We start from the raw sequence: 20605 nt of genomic DNA, 5'->3' as shown, positions 1-20605 counted from the left end.
GGTTGGCAGGGTGCAGTGGCGCAAAGTGCTCAATGCAGTGTGGCAGAGCGGGTACGGGCGTTTCGACAACAGACGGGCCGATCGTCTGATGGTTGTCGAAGCGATAAATGGTTGCGGATGAGCGAAGTGTGCCGGGAAATCCATAAGGGGCGCCTGACTTCCATTGTCGGTGACTAACGCCGCACGCGCGCTCTTCTGTTCGAGTGCGGCGGCGAATGATCAGATCATAGACAAGGGCAAGACAGATGCAATCTCTGTAGTGGCAATTTCACACTCATTTGCGTGGGTGTTCGCAAAACATCAAAAACGACATGCGCTGTCTGTGACGAAGACAGCGCTATGGCCCGAAATGTCAGTCTTGCGCACTTCAGTGCTGAAGGTGTGCCGCGCCGAACAGCTGAACCTGCTGCAATCGTCCGTCCTGTTCAATCAGGCGGACCGGCGCCGTCCCGCCGGGCATGACCACTTCCACAAGACCTGCCTGAACCCACCCGCATAGCCACGCAGCAGAAGCAACCGCGCTGGCGCTGGTGCCGGAAGACGCCGTCGGCCCTTCGCCGCGCTCGAAGACACGGGCCAGGATGCGGTTCGGTGCAGCCTTCGCCGCCCATTGCAGGTTGATGCCGGCGGCGCACGGATCGCCTTCGCCCAAGGCTCCGGCGGCAAACGCGACTCGGGTCAGTGCATCGTTCAGCGGCTGTTGGTGCAGGTGTGCAAATTCCGGGAGCGAGGCCGCGTCGCCGACCAGCGTCACGCAGTGTGGATTACCGACCCGGACAAACACGCTGGTCTGCCAGTCGGGATGCAATCGGGCCAGACGCTCCACCCTGTTGACCGGGTGCTGATGGAGTGTGGTGTCGCTTACGCCCGAACCCTTCGCGCCGACTGCCGCCGCACCGAAACCCGGTGTGCCGATGTCCAGCCAGAACCCTGAAACACCGTCGATCACAGCCGGGACGACGTCAGTCGGGACCGGGCTGGCCGAGTCGTCGTTGTCGTGATGAACCCTCAGGGTGAAGCCTTCGTCACTCAAGGAGCGGCGAGCGTCGGTCAACGACTGGGCGAAGATGGTCAAACCGTTGCCGCTGCGTTCGGCGAGGGTGCCGTCGGTGTTGACGATCAGCACGTCGAAGGGCGCCGCGTCCTGAAACGGCCCGACCAGCAAGCCGTCCGATCGATGCGTTTTGCTGCCGGCAGGGCGTTGACCTTCGGGCCAGTCGCAAATGGCCGCAACGGCGCTGGCGGTCCAGGCTTGCCGGGTCAGCGCGGCGTCGGCGGCGGATGCGGGGACGTCGATGCCCAATGCGCGCAAGGCATCCGGAGAAATCACGGCGTAGATATTGCCGCGTGCGTCGTAGACAGGGGCCATGGCGGGGTCCGGGGCAGCAGGTAGAAAACCGGTATTAAATCAGGCTTTGCATCCTGGTTTGAACCCATCTCTTTGACGAGCCTCGGACCCACAGGTTGATCTTGCCCACGCTCCGCGTGGTAATGCAGCCACTGATGCTCCGCGTCAACCCGGATCAGATGATCAATGAGCGCCGTCGCTCACACCACCAACGTCAACCACGCAGACACCAGCAACAGCACCGCCATGGCCTGATTGAACCGCTTCATGCTCTGTGCCGAGCGGCAAAACTTCGCCGCGCTGACACCCAGATACGCCCAGGCGCTCATGCACGGGATCGACACCAGGAAGAACATCAGCGACAACCACGCCACCCTTAACAGGCGGTCGGCGTCGGTGCCGGCGAACACGCTGACCACTGCCAGCGCCATCATCCAGGTTTTCGGGTTGACCAGTTGCAGGCTGGCCGCCCCCCAAAGCCCCAGCCGTGGGCCGCTTTTCGCCTGAGAAGGATCGACCGCTTCGGCCGGCGCACTGAAGATCTGCCACGCGAGCCAGGTCAGCCAGGCGATGCCGATCCACGACATGAACGTCTGGACCTGCAGGTGACGCGCCAGCACATCGCCCAGCCCGGTCCCCACCATCAGCACCAGCAACGCCGCCCCGCCACAGGCGCCCAATACGATGGGTGCCGTGCGCAGCAGGCCATACCGCGAGCTGTTGGTCAGCACCAGAATGTTGGTCGGGCCGGGCGTGATGGAAGCCACGAAAGCGAACAGCAGGAACGGCAGAAAGGTGTGCATGGGACGTCTCGGCAGGCAGTGAACATGCAGAGATGATCGCGGCGCAGGCAGGTGTCAGTCTGGAAGAATTGAGCAGCGTCTGCGGTAGTCGGCAGGCGTCATCCGGTAGGCACGCTGGAACCAGCGGCCAAGGTGGCTCTGGTCGGCAAACCCCAGCGCGGCCGCGACCGTGACGGGCAGTTCGCCGCGGGCCAGCAGACGCCGGGCGCGGGCCAGGCGCAGTTGGATCAGATAGGCGTGCGGCGCCAGACCGAACGCCGCCTTGAACGCGCGACTCAGGCGAAAACGGTCCACACCGGTCACCGCCGCCAGATCGTCCAGGCCGATGTCCTGATGCAGATGACTGTGCAGGTAATCCCGTGCGCGCTGCGCCACCAGCGGCAGGCGCGGATCGGGGCTGATCAGGGCACGCCAGTGTAAGTGGCGGGTGAGGTTCGACAGCAGATTGTCCAACGCGGTCTGTCGCACGATGCGCAGTTCATCGTTGTGCAGGGCTTCGAAGGCGTTGGCAGTGGCGATCGCCAGACGGCTGTCGTCCGCGAGGGTCGCGGCGAAACCCAGTTGCGCGTTGTGCGGCGCTTCCTCGAACTGGGCGTGCAGCTCACGGTCCAGCCAGTGCGGGTCCAGGTAAAGCGTACGGTAGGTGAAACCGTCGGCGTGCGGAGCGTTGCCGTCATGGATATCGCCCGGTTCGAGCAGGAACACCTTGCCGGGTGTGCTGTTGTGCTGCTGTCGACGGCAATTGAACTGCTGCAGGCCTTGCTCGGTGATGCCTACCAGGTAAGTGTCATGCCAGTGCGGATCGTACGCATGCCCCTCGAAATGCGCGCGCATCGTCTCAATGCCGGACGTCGCGTCCTGCTTGAGATCGATCCAGTGGCGTTCGGGCATGGGGTTCCTCGTGACAGGCGTTGCATCAGGCTGATCTACGTTACCGTGCAGACTAACGCCGGGTCTGGAAGATTTGTGCAGCAACCGACCAGCGTCGAGTCACGCGTTCAAATCAAAACCGCTGCGGCCCAGGCACTCGCCGTTGATCAAAACATCGACCTCATGGCGACCGGCGTAATGCACCCGGGTGGTGAAGTTGCGCACCTGCTGCTCGCGACTGATGTTGACCGACTCACCGGCACCGAGCTCAAACGTCTTGAGCTTGAACACCTTCGCGGAGGTGCCGCCGGATTTCTTCACGTAATGGACTGTGTAATCGACGATCAGGCGCTGCGCCTTGTCGGAGGTCGACTTCAGCGTGAACGACAGGTTGATCCTGTCGCCCAGACTGATCACGTCGGGCGTCACTTTAAGGTTTTCCAGCGTGACTTGCGCTTTCTGGCCTGCGCCCATCAACGTCAGCGCCCGGACATTGCCTTGCTTGATCAGCGAGCGCAACGCATGGCGGGCAATCCACGCGCTGTTGGGGTTGTCCAGCGACCAGCCTTCCAGTTGGTCGAGCACCCACTCGGGGTTGTCCTTGGTGATGTCGTTGAAATGGTTCGCCACCGATTTGCGCACGTAGAGGCTGTCATCGGCCTTGAGGTTATCGAGGATGTCGAGCACCGGCGTCGGATCGACCATCAGGTTCTCCAGCCGGAACGACCACGGCAATCGCGGCCGACAGCCTTCGCTGGCCAGCCGCCGAACGTGCGGATTTTCATCCAGTGACCAGCCGTGCATCACCTCGATGGCCCGCGCAAAGTCTTTGCGCAGAAAGTGCCGGACGGCAAACTCCGATGAGCCAAACGAGGTGAAGAACTTCAGTGCATCCATGGACCGCGCAAAGTTGTCCTGGCCAAACAACGCAACGTACTCCGGCAGAATCATGCTGACGAACGCGCTGTTCAGCCGCGGTGCCAGTGCGTACAGAATCTCCAGTGCGACGGCGTAGTCCTCAGGCAAGTCAGCATGCAGGCTCTGGCTGACCCGGTTCAGGCGTTGCATCACCGACAGCCCGTCCAGGCCCTGCGACGCCCGGGCCATGAACCCGTTGCGATCAAACGCCGGGTACACCGCCCACGTTTCATCGGCGATGTGCTGCAAGCGGTCGCGGTTGAAGATTTCCTTGAGGGCGGGGGAGTCGGACATGAAGGCGCTCTGACAAAAAGTGAGTGCACGCAGAGTACACAATCGTCGGCCAGATAAGCGCGGGGCAGCCGTTTTTCCGGACGGCTGCTCGACTATTCTTGTTACAAAGCGAATCGTCCTACACGTTGCTCATCCACCCTCACAGCGCGAACCTAAGCGCCTGATCGCCATCAAAGACCGGAATCGTTACCCATTCTTCAGAAGGTAAATGATGAACAGTTTTCTGCGACACCTCGCGCTTGTCTCGTTCTGCGGCGCGCTCAGTCTCAACGCAGCGCAGGCGCACGACAGCGTGCGTTCAGCTGTCACGCTTTCCCCGCAGTTGCTGGCTTCGGCGAGCTACCCCAACCGTCCGAGCAATAGCGACAACGGCGCCATACGCCGGGCCAATCCCAATAGCCGCCAAGGCACGCAGTCCATTTCCCCCACGATGCGCGGGCCCAATCTCGGGCCGACCCAGCCACGTCCGCCCACGCTGGAAAACGGCGGCATCGGTAACGGCTACCCTTCAAGACAACCCGCTTCGCGACCTTCAAGCGGCACCGAACGCCGCAGCAACTGAACCGGCAACACGACAGCCAGAGTCCATTTTTTCGCCAAAAGGAACCGCCTATGTTGCGTAAACCGACGATCCGCAAGACCCTGCTCGCCAGCCTGTGTGCTTCGGCATTGCTCAGCCTGTCGTTCCAGAGCCTCGCCGCCACTTACCAGAGTGAGGAAGGGACGCTGACCGTGGACGAGGTGGTCGGCGGTTTGCAGCACCCGTGGGCCGTGGCGTTTTTGCCCGACAACAAAGGCATGCTCGTGACCGAACGCACCGGTAACCTGCGGCGCGTAGGCCCTGACGGCAAACTGTCGGCACCGATCTCGGGTGTGCCACAAGTCTGGGTGCAAGGGCAGGGCGGTCTGCTGGACGTCGAGCTGTCGCCGGACTTTGCCAAGGACCGCATGGTGTACCTGACGTACGCCGAAGCCGGCAGCGACGGCAAAACCGGCGGAACCGCCGCAGGGCGCGGGCGGCTGTCGGATGACATGACCCGGCTGGAAGGCTTCACACGGATCTTCCAGCAGCAACCAAAATTGTCGGTGGGCAATCACTTCGGTTCGCGCATCGTTTTCGACCGTGATGGCTACATGTTCATTGCGCTCGGCGAAAACAACAATCGCCCGACCGCGCAGGACCTCGACAAGCTGCAAGGCAAGGTCGTGCGCCTGTACCCCGACGGCACCGTGCCCAAGGACAACCCCTTCGTCGGTCAGAAAAACGTGCGTCCGGAGATCTGGAGCTACGGCCATCGCAACCAGCAGGGCGCGGCGCTCAATCCGTGGACCGGGACCCTGTGGACCAACGAACACGGGCCCATGGGCGGTGACGAAATCAACATCATCGAGCGTGGCGCGAATTACGGCTGGCCGATCTCGACCTTCGGCATCGACTACAGCGGCCAGCCGATTTCCGAGTCCAAAGGCAAGATCGTCGACGGTGTGAAAAATCCGTTCCACGTCTGGGAAAAGTCCCCGGGCATCAGCGGCATGACGTTCTACAGCTCGGACACATTCAAGCAGTGGGACCACAACGTGTTCATCGGCGCGCTATCGGCTCAGGTGTTGATCCGCCTGGAGCTTAAAGACGACAAGGTGGTGCATGAAGAGCGCCTGCTGGGCGAACTGAAATCGCGCATCCGTGATGTACGCCAGGGGCCCGATGGTTACCTGTACGTGCTCACCGACGAGGACAATGGCAAATTGCTGAAAGTGGGGTTGGCGCAGTAAGCCCACGGAACGCAGTGCCTGTGTAGGAGCGCGCTTGCCCGCGAAGACGAACCAAGGGTTCACACATTGATGTCGGATGTACACAAGTCTTCGTGGGCAAGCGCTCCCGGGTCACCGCAGAGCTGCTGCCACCCGGATGGTTTGACGTCCTGACGGTTTGATGCCGCATTGTGGGAGCGAATTCATTCGCGAAAAATCGTTCAGGCGAAGGTGCTGTGTCGACCTTACGGACGTCTCGCGAATGAATTCGCTCCCCCAAGATGCTGCAGCGTGCCTTGCGTTGACGCCAGCCTCACGCGCATCGACATCCTGCTGGCTGCTTATCAAGGCTTGCGCGGCAGCAGGCTCGGCACTGCGTGCATCAAGGCATTGATCGCGAAGCCGATGAACATCACCCCGCACAGGCGGGTGATCGTCAGCTCGTGGCGTTGATACACCGTGCGTACGTGGCGGGCGCCGACGACGCCGATGATGATGCCGTAGGCCGCGATTCCGCCCAGGGTGCTGACCAGAATCAACAGCGGCAGCATCGACCAGTTGAGCATGTCGGCGCGGCTGGAGAGCAGGGCCGTGAAGGTGGCGACCGCCACCGGATAGGCTTTCGGGTTGGTCAGGCCGAACATGATCCCGTGCCAGAACGGATGACGGCCTGGCGCTTTTGGCTCGTCTTCGTTGCTGCGCTTGGCGCGAATCGCGCGCCAGCCGAGCCAGAACAGAAACATTCCGCTGATGAGGCCGAGCACGTCGAACGCCGTGGTGCCGATGACCCTGGCGCCAATGATCGCGGCCAGCGCCGTGCTGCACCAGATCACATCCCCCAACAGATGCCCGCAAAGAAACGCGGCGCCAGCTCGGCGCCCTTTCGACGCGCCGATGCCGAACACCGCCAGCACGCCGGGGCCCGGAGAAATGGCGTAGATAAATCCTGAAGCGAGCACGGCCATGAGCAGCGAGGGCGTCATCGGAAGACTTCCTGAAAGGTGAGCGCTGGAGTGTAGATGAGCCGCCGCCTGTTTTTCGAGGGGCAAGCGGCGAGATGTTTCCTGCATTTATCGGGGGTGTGTCGAGGTTGTAAAAAATCGGCGCAGAACGTAAAAGAGGCGCCGACAAAAAATCCCGCCTGGAGCTTCACCCCTGATGACCACCCCACACCGACCCGCCGCAGGCTTCTCGCGACGCCTGTTGCCGCTGAGCATTGCGTTTGCCTCGCCCTGGCTGGCCGCGCAGGAAGCCGAGCCGCTGACCCTGGAGGCAGTGAGGGTGTCGGGTGAGCAGCCGTCGAGCTACCAGTCCAGCAGCGCGTCGGTGGGTGGCTTCAGCGAAGCGCCGCTACTCGACACGCCTGCCTCGATCTCGGTGTTCAGCGAAGAGAGGCTCAAGAACGAGCAGGCCAAACTGCTCAGCGATGTGCTGCGCAACGATGCTTCGGTGGGCGACAGTTATGCGCCGGTCGGTTACTACGAAAACTTCGTGGTGCGCGGGTTCTCGCTCAACGCCGCCAACAGCTATCGCATCAACGGCCGCAGCATCACCGGCGAACAGAACGTCGCGCTGGAAAACAAGGAGCAGGTCGAGCTGCTCAAGGGGCTGTCCGGTCTGCAAAGCGGCGTTTCGGAGCCTTCTGGCGTGGTCAATTACAAGACCAAACGCCCGGAAGACGTGCGCTCGGTGACCGTGTCGACCAACGAACATGGCGAGCGCTACATCGCCACCGACGTCGGCGGCTGGTTCGGCAGCGAGAAACAGTTCGGCCTGCGCGCCAACGTCGCCCACGAAGACATTCGTTCCTACGTTGATCACGCCGATGGCAAGCGCGATTTTGCATCGCTGGCGTTCGACTGGAACATCAATGAGCAATCGACCCTGCAACTGGACGTCGAGTACCAGACCAAAGAGCAGCGCTCGGTGCCGGGCTATCAGTTGCTCGGCGGCACCGCGCTGCCGCACGATGCCTCGCCCCGCAAATTGCTGGGTTATCAGAGCGGGTCGGACCCGGTGGGCATTGATTCGCTCAACATGAACGGCCGCTATGAGTACCGCTTCAGCGATGACTGGAAAGCCAGCCTGAGCGCTTCTCGCAGTCGCGTGGTGATCGACGATTACAGTTCGTTCGCGTACGGCTGCTATTACCAGGCCGATTGCCCAAGCACACCGGTCACCGGGCATTTCACGCCCGACGGCGGGTATGACATCTACGACTTCCGCAGCCCTGACGACACCCGACGCAACGATGAAGTCGAGGCGGCGATGACCGGCCTGTTCGACACGGGCTGGCTTAAACACGAGCTGACCTTCGGCACCAGCGCGTTCCGCCGCACGGTCGACACCCGTCCGTATTTCAGCGAATACGTTGGTTCGGGCAACATCCATGAGACGCCGGACGCCTTCGCGCCGTCCGATCTGCCAGTGGGTCATACCGAGCGGCGACTGGACAGCCGTCAGTACGGGTTGTTCGCCACTGACCGCATCCGCTTTAACGATCAATGGCAGACCGTGATTGGCGGGCGTCAGGTGCGTCTGGACGAGAAAGCGTACAACGAAGACGGCAGCGACAATCGTCACACCCAACGCTCGATCTTCCTGCCGCAGGCAGCGCTGATCTACAAGCCGATCGACAACGTTTCGCTTTACACCAGCTACAGCAAAGGCTTGTCGCTGGGTGGCACGGCGTCGGTGTTCGACACCAACGTGGGCGAGATTCTGGCACCGACGCTCTCTCGCCAGCTGGAGGCAGGCATGAAGTACGACTGGCGCCGCATGAGCTTCACCGCTGCGGTGTTCCAGACGCGTCAGGCCTATCAATACTCCAGACCCAACGACGACGGCAGCCTCACCTTCGTCCAGCAGGGCCAGCAGAAAAACACCGGTCTGGAGCTGAGCGCCAATGGCTGGCTGACCTCACAACTGCAAATCGCCGCCAGTGTCGCGGCGATTCGTGCGCGGGTAGAAGACAGCGGCACAGCGGCCTATGAAGACCACCAGGCGATCAACGTGCCGAAGTATCGCGGCAGCCTGTCCGCCGACTACAGCCTGCCGATTCCGGGGCTGGCGTTGTTGGGCGGCATGCAATACAGCGCCAGCAAATACGCCAACCGCGAAGGCTCGGTGAAGGTCGACGACTACACCGTGTTCAACGCAGGCAGTCGGTACAGCACGAAGCTGGAAGGCTATGACACGGTGTTCCGCCTGACCGTCGATAACCTGTTCGACAAACGCTACTGGCGCGACGTCGGTGAATACCTGGGCGACGACTACATCTTCCTCGGCGCGCCACGCACGGCACGTTTGTCAGCGACGGTGAGTTTCTAGGCAACAACCCTGCATTGTTGAAGGGTTGGGGTCGGCTTGCTGCAGGCCGGCTCTCACAGGTCTTCGACCTGGACACAGGCTCATGCATCAACCCGGTCCCTGTAGGAGACGTCCGAGGTTACGAGGGCAGCGAATGCGGTCGCTCATCCACCATTGATGTTGCAGACCCACCGCATTCGCCAGCAAGCCGGCTCCCACAGGTCTGAGGTAGGAACCCGGTCCCTGTGGGAGACGTCCGAGGTTACGAGGGCAGCGAATGCGGTCGGTCATTCAACATTGATGTTGCAGACCCATCGCATTCGCCAGCAAGCCGGCTCCCACAGGTCTGAGGTAGGACACAGGCTCATGCATCAACCCGGTCCCTGTGGGAGACGTCCGAGGTTACGAGGGCAGCGAATGCGGTCGGTCATCCACCATTGATGTTGCAGACCCACCGCATTCGTCCAAACGCGCCCGCACCTTTCACCCATGAGCTCAAAAGCGCATCCTGTCGCCCTGAGCCAATGGCAGTACGCGGACACGGCTGTCCGTGCGTTTTTGAGGGCTGGAGCGGCAAGATGATTGAACTGAGAACGGGCGATGTCCCTGAGATTCCTCTGCTGTGGTCGCTGCGTACGCGCGCGGTGCGGCAGCTCTGCGCGAGCCACTATTCCCCCGAGCAGATCGGGATCTGGAGCGAATCACCGCCGCCGGAATCCTATCTGCGGTTGTTCGCCACCCGCTGCGCGCTGGTCGCGGAGGAAGACGGTCAGCGGCTCGGCTACGGGATTCTGGACCGGCAGAGCGGCGAGTTGATCGCGCTGTTCGTCGAACCCGCCCAGGCGGGCAAAGGCATCGGCAAGCGATTGATGGAAGGGCTTGAAGCCATGGCCATCGAAGAGCATTTCTCCCGGCTGTATCTCTATTCTTCGCTCAACGCCGCCGACTTCTACCGGGCCATGGGCTTTGTGGCGGTCCGCGACGAAGCCTATCAACACCCGAGCGGGATCACCCTGCGCAGCCTGTACATGGAGCGGGCGATGCCTGCGGACTCCGTGCATTGATCGAACGGGTTTGCGGCGATCACGTTGGCTTGGTACCGTCGGCTGGCCTCTCAACAGGGAAACCGGGCCATGCCAGCAGAGTACCCGTTGCAACGCCGTATCCAGGATGGACGCCCGCTGCTGATCAACGCCGAGCCGTTGCAGTCGGGCAGTGATGACACGTTGCACCGGTATCGCGAAGGGCAGTTATGGGCGGTCAGGCAGGGCGTGATCACGGCTGAGCTGGACACCGGCAGTTGGGTGGTCCCCGCGCGGCACATCGGCTGGATTCCGCCGGGTGTTGCCCATGCCGCGCGCGTGCATGAGGCGGCGAAGGGCTGGATGATCTACCTGCGTCCCGACATGTGCCCGTTGTTTCCCGTCACGCCCACGGTGTTCGACATGACTGCGCTGTCCAGCGCCTTGCTCGAGCGCATTGCCGCCTGGGGCAACGATGCCGGCCGTGAACGCCCGGCTGAGTTCACCGCGCCCCAGCATCGCCAACTCGATGTGCTGTTCGATGAACTGAAGATCTCCCCGGCAACGCCGTTATTCCTGCCCATGCCCAGCAGTCCGCACCTGGTCGGCATGACCCTGACTATCGTCGCCGACCCGGCCAACAAATTGAGCCTGGACGACTGGGCACGTCGCGTGGGCATGTCCCGACGCGGCCTGACCCGCCATTTTCGGGCCGAAACCGGCATGTCGCTCATGCAGTGGCGCATCCTCGCGCGGATGAAGCGGGCGCTGGAACTGCTCTCACAGGGGGACAACGTCAATCGCGTGGCCCAGCGGTTGGGTTACGACAGCGTCAGTACGTTTATCAGTGCCTTCAGCGCGCAGTTCGGCATGACCCCCGGCGTGTATGCCGTGTGAAGTGACGCAAGTCCAGTGGTCTGCCAGCCACCCTCCTGTCGCCAGCTTTGTTATCCTGCGCGCCTTTGTCGCACCTAACTGCCGTTCTCACCTGCCAAATGGGGTCTTTCATGACAGCCATTCTTCGACCACGTCCACAACCGATCAGCCGGGGCGACTATAAGACCCTGGGCCTGGCGGCATTGGGCGGGGCGCTGGAAATCTACGATTTCATCATCTTCGTGTTCTTCGCGCTGACCCTCAGCCAGCTGTTCTTTCCGCCGGAAATGCCCGAGTGGCTGCGCTTGCTGCAAAGCTTCGGGATCTTCGTCACCGGGTATCTGGCGCGCCCGCTGGGCGGCATCCTGATGGCGCACTTTGCCGACAAACTGGGCCGCAAACGGGTGTTCAGCCTGAGCATCCTGATGATGGCGTTGCCGTGTCTGCTGATTGGCGTCATGCCGACCTACGCCGACATCGGCTACTGGGCGCCGTTGATCCTGCTGGCGCTGCGCATCCTGCAAGGCGCGGCGGTGGGCGGTGAAGTGCCGAGCGCCTGGGTGTTCGTCGCCGAACACGCGCCCAAAGGTCATCGCGGCTACGCCCTGGGTGTGCTGCAAGCGGGCCTGACCTTCGGTTACCTGATCGGTGCGCTGACCGCGACCTGGCTGGCAAACGTGTACAGCCACGCGGAAATCCTCGATTTCGCCTGGCGCATCCCGTTTCTGCTGGGCGGGGTCTTTGGCGTGATCGGCGTCTGGTTGCGTCGCTGGCTGAGCGAAACGCCGGTGTTCATGGCGTTGCACGCGCAACGCGAAGGCATGACCGAGCTGCCGTTGCGCGCCGTCGTGCGCGGGCATCGCCAGTCTTTGCTGCCGGCGGCGTTGCTGACCTGCGTGCTGACTTCGGCGGTCGTCACCCTGGTGGTGATCACGCCAACCGTCATGCAGCAGCGATTCGGCATGAGCGCCAGCGACACGTTTGCGCTGAGCAGCGTCGGCATTGTCTTTCTCAATATCGGGTGTGTGCTGGCGGGCATGCTGGTGGACCGCATCGGTGCCTGGCGCGGCGTGATCCTGTACAGCCTGCTGCTGCCGCTCGGCGTCGGCCTGTTGTACGCCAGTCTGGTGATTCAGTGGTTGCCGATCAGTCTGGCGTACGCGTTGGCGGGGCTGGCCTGTGGCATCGTCGGCGTCGTGCCGTCAGTCATGGTCGGACTGTTCCCGGCGACGATTCGCGTGTCGGGCATCTCGTTGACCTACAACATCAGTTACGCGCTGTGGGCCAGCACCACGCCGCTGGCGCTGATCGCACTGATGCCGTGGAGCCCGTGGGTGTGCGTGGGCTACTGCGTGATCATGGGCGCAGTGGGGCTGATGACCGCGCTGTTCTTCGGCCTGCGCAAAGGCATGCAGGTGGACGACACCGCAGCGGCGCACTGCGGTCACTGACCGTCGGGGCGTCGTTGAGCGACGCCCGATCCCCTACTACGCTTGGCCGACCACTATCGGAACAGTCGTCGGCGAGTGTGGGCATGAGCGACAACCCTAATAAGAACGATCTCGGCACCACGGCAGTCATTCGTGCGCATGTCGATAACCTCTATCGTCAGGAGTCGCGGCGTGTCCTCGCCACCCTGATTCGTCTGCTGGGCAATTTTGAACGGGCCGAAGAGGCGTTGCAGGACGCCTTCATCGCGGCCGTCGAGCAATGGCCGCACGCGGGAATGCCCGACAACCCGCGCGCCTGGCTGGTGTCGGCGGGCCGCTTCAAGGCCATCGACAGCCTGCGTCGTCGCGCGCGTTTCGACGCCTCCCTCAGCGAGCTGGCGCACCAACTCGAAGACCAGTTGCACGATGATCGCGCCGACCTCGACAGCGTGGAGGATGACCGACTGCGGTTGATCTTCGTCTGTTGTCACCCGGCCTTGAGCCCCGATGCCCAGGTCGCACTGACCTTGCGTGAAGTGTGCGACCTCACGACCGAAGAAATTGCCCGCGCCTTTCTCATCACCCCATCGACCGTTGCCCAGCGCATCGTGCGCGCCAAGAACAAGATTCGCGACGCGCACATCCCCTACGAAGTGCCCACCCACAGCGAGTTGCCCGAACGGCTGGAGGCGGTGCTGCGGGTGATTTATCTGGTGTTCAACGAAGGCTATTTCGCGTCGTCCGGTGAGCATTTGACCCGCAGCGATCTGTCAGCTGAGGCCATTCGGTTGGGTCGCCTGTTGCTCGATCTGCTGCCAGAACCTGAAGTCGCGGGTTTACTCGGTTTGATGCTGTTGGTCGAGTCCCGGCGTCCAGCGCGGCTGTCCTCCGACGGCGAACCGGTGATGCTCGATCAGCAGGACCGAAGCCTGTGGCACCGCCCGTTGATCAAGGAGGGGGAAGGGTTGGTGGAACAGGCGCTGCGTTCCGGCAGGGGCGGGGCCTACAGCGTGCAAGCCGCCATTGCCGCGGTGCATGCACAGGCCCGCCGGGCCGAAGACACCGACTGGCCGCAGATCGTCGGGCTGTATGACGTGTTGCTGCGTTTCAACGATTCGGCCGTGGTGCAACTCAACCGGGCCGTTGCCTTGGCGATGGTGCAGGGCCCTGAAGTGGCGTTGACGCGGGTGGATGCATTGCTGGCCAGTGGCGAACTAGAGGGTTACCACCTGGCGTGGGCCGCGCGCGCTGATATGTGCCGCAGGCTTGGGCGTTATGACGACGCCCGCATCGCTTACCTCAAGGCCATCGGACTGGCACAACAGGGCGTAGATCGACGGTTTCTGCAGCGCTGCCTGAACGATCTGCCGACTTAAGCATGACCGTTGGTCAGCCGCAGGAAAAACGTGTTCACCGATGTCGATCTGCCTGATCGTCAAACGACTAGCTCTGTAACAGGGCAGACAATACCCCTGAGCAGTCCAGCGTCATGAGCCATACATTCATTGAGGGCGGCTTTACGCGCCTGATGGAGGTCGTCATGAAATACCTGTGTCTGATCTACAGCAACGAGCACACCCTGCATTCGCACCCGGACAGCCCTCGGGATGACGAGTGCCTGGCGTACGCGCAGTCCGTGCAGGCCAGCGGCCGCATGCTCGCCGCCGAACCGCTGGAGTCGGTGGAAACCGCGACCACCGTCAGAATGCGCAACGGCAAAGTGTCGATCACCGACGGTCCTTTCGCCGAAACCAAAGAGCAGCTTGCGGGCTTCTACCTGATCGAGGCGCGCGACCTGAACGAGGCCTTACAGGTCGCGGCGCACATTCCGGCCGCACGGGTCGGCAGTGTGGAAGTACGCCCCGTGAGGACGTTGAACCTGCAGCACGACGAACAACCAACGCCGGCCCTTGCCGCGGGAGGTCAGTCATGAGCCAGTCATCCCCTGTCAGTACCGACCCGCAACAGATTCAGGCGCTGCTGGAGCGCTGGTGCGCAGCGGTCCGCGACAAGGATCTCGACGCGATCATGCGTTACTACGCGCCCGACATCGTGGCCTACGACGCGATCATCCAGCTGCAATTCAAGGGCGCGGATGCCTACCGCCAGCACTGGGCGTTCTGTCTGGGCATGTGTGAGGGCGCGATGTTGTTCGAAACCCATCAGTTGACGATTCACGCCGACGGCGACGTCGCATTCGCGCACTGGCTAAACAAGTGCGGCGGCACAGACGAGCAGGGCGAGGTGAAGTCGTCCTGGATGCGCGCCACGGCGGGCTACCGCAAAACCTCCGACGGCTGGAAGGCCGTCCACGAACACTTTTCCGCGCCCTTTGACATGGCGACCAGCAAGGCGCTGTTCGACCTTCAGCCCTGATACCTGATCCGATAAGACACGCTAGAGGAGACCTGTCATGAGCGTTAAACCGATCCCCGAAGGTCAGCACAGCCTGACCGTCTACATGGGTGTTTCACCCGCAGCCGAGGCCATCGAGTTTTACAAGAAAGCCTTCGGTGCCCAGGAAATGTTTCGTCTGGACGCCCCCGGCGGGCGCGTCGGCCACGCCGAACTGCAGATCGGCGATTCACGGCTGATGCTGGCCGAGCCCTGTGATCAAGGCGGATTTGTCAGCCCGCCACCGGGCAGCAAGACCTCGTTCGCGATGCACCTGTACGTGCCCGATGTCGACGAACAGTTCAAGCGCGCAGTGGAGGCGGGCGCCAGCGTCGTGACCGAGGTGCAGGACATGTTTTACGGGGATCGCAGTGGCAGCGTACGCGATCCGTTCGGGCACCTCTGGTTCATTGGCACGCACAAGGAAGACCTTTCGCCGGATGAGATTCGCGAGCGTGCGATGGAGATGTTTGGCCAGCCGGCGTCCTGAAACCCTGTCAGACACATCCGTTCCGATCCCACGGTCCGCGCTTTTTCGGGCGCAGGCCGTGGCTGCATTCCCGCCGCGGCCCACACCCTGCCTGATGCACCGACAGCTCATTTGTAACAGATGATTGTAATTATCATTTGCGACGTATATCGTTCCTGTCTATACAACTATCCAGCCCATGATCACGTGAACTTATCGTTCGCAGGTGACGTTGTGTGCGCGATCGTCCTATTTGTAAGACTGGCCCTGTGAAGTTTCTTTCATTGCTGTAGGAATAATTACTTCTTTAGGTGCTCATATTAACCTTGTGAGCTCTTGGTATTAATACGTCAAAAAAACACGAAGATAATCTCAATAAAAATCTTCCGAAGCCGATGGTTGTTTAAGCCACGGCAGATAACTAATCGAGGTCGGTACACGGCAATGCTGGGACAAGAGCGCAAGCGGAAACGATTAACCCGGGCCACACCACGGGAGTGTGAGGTGCTGCAACTGGTGTTATTGGGCTACACCAACAAGGACATCGCCCAGCAGCTGGGCATCAGCGATTACACGGCTCGCGACCATGTGTCGGCGCTTTTGAAGAAGAACGAGGTAAAGAATCGCGCACAACTCTTGGCATTACACGTCGCGTCATCCCGTAAGAAAAAAACACCCACACCCCCTACATTTGACGGATTGTATCGCTGATTGATATGCGCATAATAAGCGCTCTGAGTTTTTCGTTTTTGTGAGAATGGATTGTGCCTCGGGAATGGTTTTTCGGGAGTGACTCTGTGCGTGTGTGAAAAGTAGTTGATCGAATATTAATAATGCGTTTTACGAGGCGGGTGCCAGGGAGTGGCTATGGGTGAAGTGTCGGGTGATTGTTTATCGGCTTTGTTTAAATTGAGAGGCGTCCATCAGCATTACGCTCAGCGTGCTTCGGCCGTGTGTGGTCTCGACTCGGTCGACTTTACCCTCCACCGGGGCGACACCTGTGCAGTGGTCGGCGCATCCGGGTCAGGCAAAAGCACGCTGCTGAATATCCTGGGGCTGCTCGAGCGTCCGGCAGGTGGGCAGGTTGAGTTTTTCGGCCACGATGTCATGACCGCCTCCGCAGACAGCCTTGCGCAGTGGCGCAATCGTTACCTGGGGTTCATTTTCCAGTCCTTTAATTTATTGCCGCGATTGAGCGCGTTGGACAACGTCGCGTTACCGCTTCTTTACCGCAATCACACCCGTGACGCGGCGCGGGCGCTGGCTGCAGAACACTTGCAGGCGGTGGGTTTGGCTCATCGTGCACAACACCGGCCCGCCGACCTGTCGGGCGGCCAGCGCCAGCGCGTGGCGATTGCCAGGGCACTGGTCGGAAAACCGACGTTGATTCTGGCCGACGAGCCCACCGGCAATCTCGACCAGCATTGCGCCAACGACATTCTCGAGCTGTTGCTGGGGCTCAACCATCACCATCGGGTCACACTGGTCATGGTCACCCATGATGCGAGCCTGGTGCAGCGTTTTGCCCGTAGGATCGAGGTCACCGAGGGTCGGCTTCAAGAGCGTGTCGAGCATGTCACCGCTTGAGTTCGCGGCGTGCCGCAGGTGGCGGATGCACTGGGCCGAGTCGTTGGAAAATTTGCGCTCGATGGGGCAGCGGTCCTGGCTGGCGTTGCTGGGAATCGTTGTAGGCAGTGCTTCTGTGGTCGCACTGCTGGACATCGGACGAAGCGCCTCCGAGGACACGATGCGCACGTTCAAGGGCATGGGCACGGAGACGCTGGTGGCGAATTTTCCTGGTTTTTCCGGGCGCAAAATGTTGTTGCCCCAAACCGTGGACACGCCGGCATTGATGCATTCGGTTCCGCATCTCATGCACATTACTTCGGTCAGTCAGTACGGCACACGTATCGGTCGTCAGGGTGTCCGTTACGACGCTTCAGTGATCGGGACCACGGCCGCGCTGGCGATGATCATCGACCTGCATCCTGCTTCCGGACGTTTCCTTTCGCCGATGGACGGCCACGCGTTGGTCGTTGTGCTGGGCGCAGAGGTTGCGAAATCCCTCACCGTTTCAGGCCGTGCAGCGCATCCGGGGGACCTGCTGACGATGGGTGATTACCAATATCAGGTCATCGGTGTGCTGGCGCCCAAACCCCATAACCCCCTGATCCCGGTGTCCGTGGATTCGTCGGTGTTTATTCCGGCACCTGGCATGAGGCGGCTGTCGTCAACGGCTCGCATCGGCAATGTCGTGGCCAGGGCGTCGCCACAGGCAGACCTGCAATCGGTGGCGGATTCCCTTGAAGCGCGCCTGAGCGCGCAACTGGGCGGTCGTGACGTGGCGGTGCAGATCCCTCGACAACTGATTGAAAGCCTCAAGCATCAGGCGCAAACCTTTGCCTGGTTACTGGCGGGGTTGGGGGGCATCTCCCTCATCGTTGCGGGTGTCGGGGTGATGAACGTGATGCTGATGAGTGTTCGTGAGCGTCGGCGAGAGATTGGCGTGCGCATGGCGCTAGGCGCCCGTCCTCGCGATATTCGCGCCCTGTTTTTGCTGGAAGCCTCGCATCTTTCCGTGGTGGGCGCCTTGTCAGGCGCGCTCTTGGGCAGCGTCGTCGCGTGGGGCTTCTCCCGGTGCAGTGGCTGGCCTTTGAGCCTGTCCTTCGACGCGCTGTTGCTGGGCGTTGGCAGTTCGCTGCTGATCGGACTGTTTTTTGGCAGCTACCCCGCCGTGGTGGCTGCGCGCCTTTCTCCAGCTACCGCGCTTCGGGATGACTAATGGACCGTTCGGTGCAGTGATGCCCAAACAATAAATTGAAAACAACAAGGAACGATAAAAATGACTGCATACAGCTCAATTCAAGGCGACAGGGCGAAAGACACGCCGCGACATGCGCAAGAACAGGGTAATAGGGAATTAACCCGTGATTTCCGGCGATTGCTGGACCGCCAAGGCGCAATGTCCAGGGATCAGCTTCAAGCCATCCATCGAAAGTGGTTCGGCCCGCAAGGGTTGTTTGCCACGTTTTGCGCCGAAATCGAGCGGTTGGGGCGGCAGGCGCCTTCACTGGATGACCTGACTCGTCTCGGCAGCGCACGGCGGCGGCAAGAGGCTGAGCTCGCCGTTGCCTTTGCGCTTGCCCAGAGCAACCGCCGTGTTGCAGCGCACAACCCGTTCAACGGGCGTACACGCGAAGCGCTTTGCTGCGTCATTTTCGATGAGTCGGGTGCCTACACGCTCGTCGAGCGATACGCAGCCTATGAAGCCATGCGCCAGGGTGATTCAGAGTTCTTTATAAAACTGATCGCGACCACGCGCGGCGTGGTGGAGCGGCGCATTGTTTTTCAAGGGTTGCTGGAGCATTTCGATCGTCTGCTGCCCATTGAACAGAGCATCTATCCCGGTGCTTACCGAGAGGTACAGTTGGCTCACCTGGAGCGTGAAGAGGGGCTGTACGGTCCACTGAAGCTTGAGGAAAGCCTGGTGACGCTGCTTGAAACGGTCACGCCACTCGATCTCCTCAAGCAGATACAAAGCCCGATAGACCCATTGCTGTGAACACGATGGCTGGCAAGTCATCCGGATCGTCCGCAGTCCGTCATCCTCGCTCGGTGCGCTGGCTGGGATGCGCTGCACCGTTGATGGTGTTGATGAATGCAGTGGCCGTGGGACAGGCACGAGGTGATACCGCGCCGCTGTCGGCGGCTAGTCGGCCGACCATGGCCCATCAGCCTTCAATGCCGCGTGCAGCGCAGGCAACGAGTGTGAACGTGAGCCTTGCCGATGCAGTGGCGCTGGGCTTGCGCCGCAACCGGGACATTCGTCGTTCTTATCTGCAACGTGTGGCGCAGAAATTCGACTTACAGGTGGCGGAGGCGTTTTTCTCGCCCAGGCTGGTGCTGGGCAGCCAGCACCGCGAGCAGCGGAGCTCCCATGACCGTGGGCGTGAACTGAGCGTAGCGCCCAAGGTCACGCTGAACAACGAATGGGGCACGATGTTCAGCTTGTCTTGGGCGCAGCGTTTCAATCAGGCGCAAAAAGGCGGTCACAAACAGCAACGCGGATTGACGTTCGAAGTCATTCAGCCATTGTTGAGAAACGCCGGGCACGACGTCGTCACTGCGCCTCGGCGTCGAGCCCGGTTAAGCGAGCACAGCCATCGGCTTGGCTTACAGGCGTCTGTGGCGCAAAGCGTCACGCAGATCGTTTCCGCTTACCGCGAGTTGCTCAAGGCGCAGGAGCAATTGCGTATCGTCAGCGATGCACTTGGGCGATCCCGCGAGCAATTGAAGGTCAACGATGCACTGATTGCAGCAGGGCGCATGGCGCGTGTGGACCGTCTTCAGAACGAAGCGGACCTTGCGTATCAGGAGCTCAACGCGGAGCAGGCTGCTCATCATCTGGCGTCCAGCCGCCGGGCTTTATTGCAATTGCTGGCGCTCGATCTTTCAACGCCACTGCGTGCCAGCGAAGAGCTGACCGCCACCTCTGTCGAGATCGACCGGGATCAGGCGCTCGAGATCGCGCGCCAGCGGCAGCCCGGCTTCCTTCAACAGCGTATTGCGCTAGAGCTCGCAGAGGTCGATCTGCTGGTCGCAAAAAGCCAGCAGTTGTGGGATCTCTCACTGGTCGCAGGCGCGGAGCAGGCTCGTGATGCCTGGTCCTCCGACGCGAAACGCGGCGTCGACCGACGCTGGAGCACCTATGCCGGGGTGCAGCTTGAGGTTCCTATCGGCGATCCCGGGCAGCGTCAACGGCTGGTCAGCGCTCAGGTCGCGGTGGACAGTCAGGACCTTCTGCACGCTGAAGCACAGCAATCGCTGGAGCGTGAGGTTGGCGATGCTATCCGTACCTTGCAGGCACACTGGCGGCAGTACGAGATCGCCTTGCGCAGCCGCAGCCTGTCACAGCGGAAACTGGCCGTGGAGCAACAGAAGCTGCAGGCCGGTCGCACCAGCAACTTCCAGGTGCTCAGTTTCGAAGAGGATTTGCGGCGCTCGGAGAATGCTGTGCTCAACGCGCTGATCGCCTACCTCAATGCACAGACTCAGTTGGATGAACGCCTGGGCACGACGCTGGACAGCTGGGAGATCGCCCTCAATGACTGATCGGTCTC

The 20605-nt window shown here is 61.5% G+C and carries 20 protein-coding genes; 15 read left to right on the top strand and 5 right to left on the bottom strand.

What is annotated here, in order from left to right; genetic code table 11:
- Positions 1-367: 367 nt before the first annotated feature.
- From BLS87_RS13890 to BLS87_RS13875, 4 genes are all read right to left on the bottom strand, one after another.
- Entirely contained in the window at positions 368-1369 is a 1002-nt protein-coding gene (locus BLS87_RS13890) for a diaminopimelate epimerase (RefSeq protein WP_074753058.1), read from the bottom strand.
- 179 nt (positions 1370-1548) lie between these two features.
- Positions 1549-2151: a LysE family translocator gene (locus BLS87_RS13885; RefSeq protein ID WP_074753057.1), complete on the bottom strand. Its 603-nt coding sequence runs from the start codon at positions 2149-2151 to the stop codon at positions 1549-1551.
- Between the two features lie 54 nt (positions 2152-2205).
- A complete protein-coding gene (locus BLS87_RS13880) occupies positions 2206-3042 on the bottom strand; it encodes an AraC family transcriptional regulator (protein ID WP_074753056.1) in 837 nt (278 codons plus the stop codon).
- Positions 3043-3141: 99 nt separating this feature from the next.
- Positions 3142-4233: a DNA alkylation repair protein gene (locus BLS87_RS13875; RefSeq protein ID WP_074753055.1), complete on the bottom strand. Its 1092-nt coding sequence runs from the start codon at positions 4231-4233 to the stop codon at positions 3142-3144.
- A gap of 211 nt (positions 4234-4444) precedes the next feature.
- Here BLS87_RS13875 and BLS87_RS13870 point away from each other — a divergent pair, with 211 nt between their 5' ends.
- Together BLS87_RS13870 and BLS87_RS13865 are read left to right on the top strand one after the other, a co-directional pair.
- Positions 4445-4795, top strand: a complete 351-nt coding sequence (locus BLS87_RS13870; protein ID WP_074753054.1) for a hypothetical protein — start codon at positions 4445-4447, stop codon at positions 4793-4795.
- A 50-nt stretch (positions 4796-4845) separates the two neighbouring features.
- Entirely contained in the window at positions 4846-6006 is a 1161-nt protein-coding gene (locus BLS87_RS13865) for a PQQ-dependent sugar dehydrogenase (protein WP_074753053.1), read from the top strand.
- A gap of 323 nt (positions 6007-6329) precedes the next feature.
- Here the strand turns inward: BLS87_RS13865 and BLS87_RS13860 are convergent, their stop codons facing one another.
- A complete protein-coding gene (locus BLS87_RS13860) occupies positions 6330-6968 on the bottom strand; it encodes a LysE family translocator (protein WP_074753052.1) in 639 nt (212 codons plus the stop codon).
- A gap of 175 nt (positions 6969-7143) precedes the next feature.
- Here BLS87_RS13860 and BLS87_RS13855 point away from each other — a divergent pair, with 175 nt between their 5' ends.
- The 13 genes from BLS87_RS13855 to BLS87_RS13795 all read left to right on the top strand — a co-directional run bounded on the left by BLS87_RS13855 (position 7144) and on the right by BLS87_RS13795 (position 20597).
- Positions 7144-9315, top strand: coding sequence for a TonB-dependent siderophore receptor (locus BLS87_RS13855; protein ID WP_074753051.1), 2172 nt, complete (start codon positions 7144-7146; stop codon positions 9313-9315).
- Between the two features lie 557 nt (positions 9316-9872).
- A complete protein-coding gene (locus tag BLS87_RS13850) occupies positions 9873-10358 on the top strand; it encodes a GNAT family N-acetyltransferase (RefSeq protein WP_208605164.1) in 486 nt (161 codons plus the stop codon).
- A gap of 69 nt (positions 10359-10427) precedes the next feature.
- Complete coding sequence (locus tag BLS87_RS13845; RefSeq protein ID WP_074753050.1) at positions 10428-11213, top strand: helix-turn-helix transcriptional regulator; 786 nt, start codon at positions 10428-10430, stop codon at positions 11211-11213.
- Between the two features lie 110 nt (positions 11214-11323).
- Complete coding sequence (locus BLS87_RS13840) at positions 11324-12643, top strand: MFS transporter (RefSeq protein ID WP_074753049.1); 1320 nt, start codon at positions 11324-11326, stop codon at positions 12641-12643.
- A gap of 83 nt (positions 12644-12726) precedes the next feature.
- The gene (locus tag BLS87_RS13835; protein ID WP_074753048.1) at positions 12727-13998 is read left to right on the top strand and encodes an RNA polymerase sigma factor; all 1272 of its coding nucleotides are present in this window, start codon (positions 12727-12729) and stop codon (positions 13996-13998) included.
- 164 nt (positions 13999-14162) lie between these two features.
- Positions 14163-14555, top strand: coding sequence for a YciI family protein (locus tag BLS87_RS13830; protein WP_074753180.1), 393 nt, complete (start codon positions 14163-14165; stop codon positions 14553-14555).
- Positions 14552-14998 carry a YybH family protein gene (locus tag BLS87_RS13825; protein WP_074753047.1) on the top strand — a complete coding sequence of 149 codons (447 nt, stop codon included), beginning with the start codon at positions 14552-14554 and terminating at the stop codon, positions 14996-14998. Before BLS87_RS13830 ends, BLS87_RS13825 begins: the two co-directional genes overlap by 4 nt.
- A 37-nt stretch (positions 14999-15035) precedes the next feature.
- On the top strand, positions 15036-15506 hold the full coding sequence (locus BLS87_RS13820) for a VOC family protein (protein ID WP_074753046.1): 471 nt from the start codon (positions 15036-15038) through the stop codon (positions 15504-15506).
- A gap of 423 nt (positions 15507-15929) precedes the next feature.
- Positions 15930-16196 (top strand): LuxR C-terminal-related transcriptional regulator, encoded by a 267-nt coding sequence (locus BLS87_RS13815; RefSeq protein ID WP_074753045.1) that lies wholly within the window; start codon positions 15930-15932, stop codon positions 16194-16196.
- Between the two features lie 156 nt (positions 16197-16352).
- The gene (locus BLS87_RS13810; RefSeq protein WP_074753044.1) at positions 16353-17072 is read left to right on the top strand and encodes an ABC transporter ATP-binding protein; all 720 of its coding nucleotides are present in this window, start codon (positions 16353-16355) and stop codon (positions 17070-17072) included.
- A complete protein-coding gene (locus tag BLS87_RS13805) occupies positions 17059-18267 on the top strand; it encodes an ABC transporter permease (RefSeq protein ID WP_244165834.1) in 1209 nt (402 codons plus the stop codon). The genes BLS87_RS13810 and BLS87_RS13805 overlap by 14 nt, the downstream gene beginning before the upstream one ends.
- 60 nt (positions 18268-18327) lie before the next feature.
- Positions 18328-19047, top strand: a complete 720-nt coding sequence (locus BLS87_RS13800) for a hypothetical protein (protein ID WP_074753042.1) — start codon at positions 18328-18330, stop codon at positions 19045-19047.
- An 83-nt stretch (positions 19048-19130) separates the two neighbouring features.
- Positions 19131-20597, top strand: a complete 1467-nt coding sequence (locus BLS87_RS13795) for a TolC family protein (RefSeq protein ID WP_425262222.1) — start codon at positions 19131-19133, stop codon at positions 20595-20597.
- Positions 20598-20605: the final 8 nt, after the last annotated feature.

The organism is Pseudomonas abietaniphila (genome assembly GCF_900100795.1).
In the GTDB taxonomy this organism is placed as follows: Bacteria; Pseudomonadota; Gammaproteobacteria; order Pseudomonadales; family Pseudomonadaceae; genus Aquipseudomonas; species Aquipseudomonas abietaniphila.
Note: the sequence above shows the minus strand (reverse complement) of the source record. Positions and strands in the feature narration are given on the sequence as shown.

Bases quoted from the DNA above. Each gene is read 5' to 3' on its own strand.
- BLS87_RS13890 (WP_074753058.1), bottom strand. From the start codon at position 1,369: ATGGCCCCTGTCTACGACGCACGCGGCAATATCTACGCCGTGATTTCT.
- BLS87_RS13885 (WP_074753057.1), bottom strand. From the start codon at position 2,151: ATGCACACCTTTCTGCCGTTCCTGCTGTTCGCTTTCGTGGCTTCCATC.
- BLS87_RS13880 (WP_074753056.1), bottom strand. From the start codon at position 3,042: ATGCCCGAACGCCACTGGATCGATCTCAAGCAGGACGCGACGTCCGGC.
- BLS87_RS13875 (WP_074753055.1), bottom strand. From the start codon at position 4,233: ATGTCCGACTCCCCCGCCCTCAAGGAAATCTTCAACCGCGACCGCTTG.
- BLS87_RS13870 (WP_074753054.1), top strand. From the start codon at position 4,445: ATGAACAGTTTTCTGCGACACCTCGCGCTTGTCTCGTTCTGCGGCGCG.
- BLS87_RS13865 (WP_074753053.1), top strand. From the start codon at position 4,846: ATGTTGCGTAAACCGACGATCCGCAAGACCCTGCTCGCCAGCCTGTGT.
- BLS87_RS13860 (WP_074753052.1), bottom strand. From the start codon at position 6,968: ATGACGCCCTCGCTGCTCATGGCCGTGCTCGCTTCAGGATTTATCTAC.
- BLS87_RS13855 (WP_074753051.1), top strand. From the start codon at position 7,144: ATGACCACCCCACACCGACCCGCCGCAGGCTTCTCGCGACGCCTGTTG.
- BLS87_RS13850 (WP_208605164.1), top strand. From the start codon at position 9,873: ATGATTGAACTGAGAACGGGCGATGTCCCTGAGATTCCTCTGCTGTGG.
- BLS87_RS13845 (WP_074753050.1), top strand. From the start codon at position 10,428: ATGCCAGCAGAGTACCCGTTGCAACGCCGTATCCAGGATGGACGCCCG.
- BLS87_RS13840 (WP_074753049.1), top strand. From the start codon at position 11,324: ATGACAGCCATTCTTCGACCACGTCCACAACCGATCAGCCGGGGCGAC.
- BLS87_RS13835 (WP_074753048.1), top strand. From the start codon at position 12,727: ATGAGCGACAACCCTAATAAGAACGATCTCGGCACCACGGCAGTCATT.
- BLS87_RS13830 (WP_074753180.1), top strand. From the start codon at position 14,163: ATGAAATACCTGTGTCTGATCTACAGCAACGAGCACACCCTGCATTCG.
- BLS87_RS13825 (WP_074753047.1), top strand. From the start codon at position 14,552: ATGAGCCAGTCATCCCCTGTCAGTACCGACCCGCAACAGATTCAGGCG.
- BLS87_RS13820 (WP_074753046.1), top strand. From the start codon at position 15,036: ATGAGCGTTAAACCGATCCCCGAAGGTCAGCACAGCCTGACCGTCTAC.
- BLS87_RS13815 (WP_074753045.1), top strand. From the start codon at position 15,930: ATGCTGGGACAAGAGCGCAAGCGGAAACGATTAACCCGGGCCACACCA.
- BLS87_RS13810 (WP_074753044.1), top strand. From the start codon at position 16,353: ATGGGTGAAGTGTCGGGTGATTGTTTATCGGCTTTGTTTAAATTGAGA.
- BLS87_RS13805 (WP_244165834.1), top strand. From the start codon at position 17,059: ATGTCACCGCTTGAGTTCGCGGCGTGCCGCAGGTGGCGGATGCACTGG.
- BLS87_RS13800 (WP_074753042.1), top strand. From the start codon at position 18,328: ATGACTGCATACAGCTCAATTCAAGGCGACAGGGCGAAAGACACGCCG.
- BLS87_RS13795 (WP_425262222.1), top strand. From the start codon at position 19,131: ATGGTGTTGATGAATGCAGTGGCCGTGGGACAGGCACGAGGTGATACC.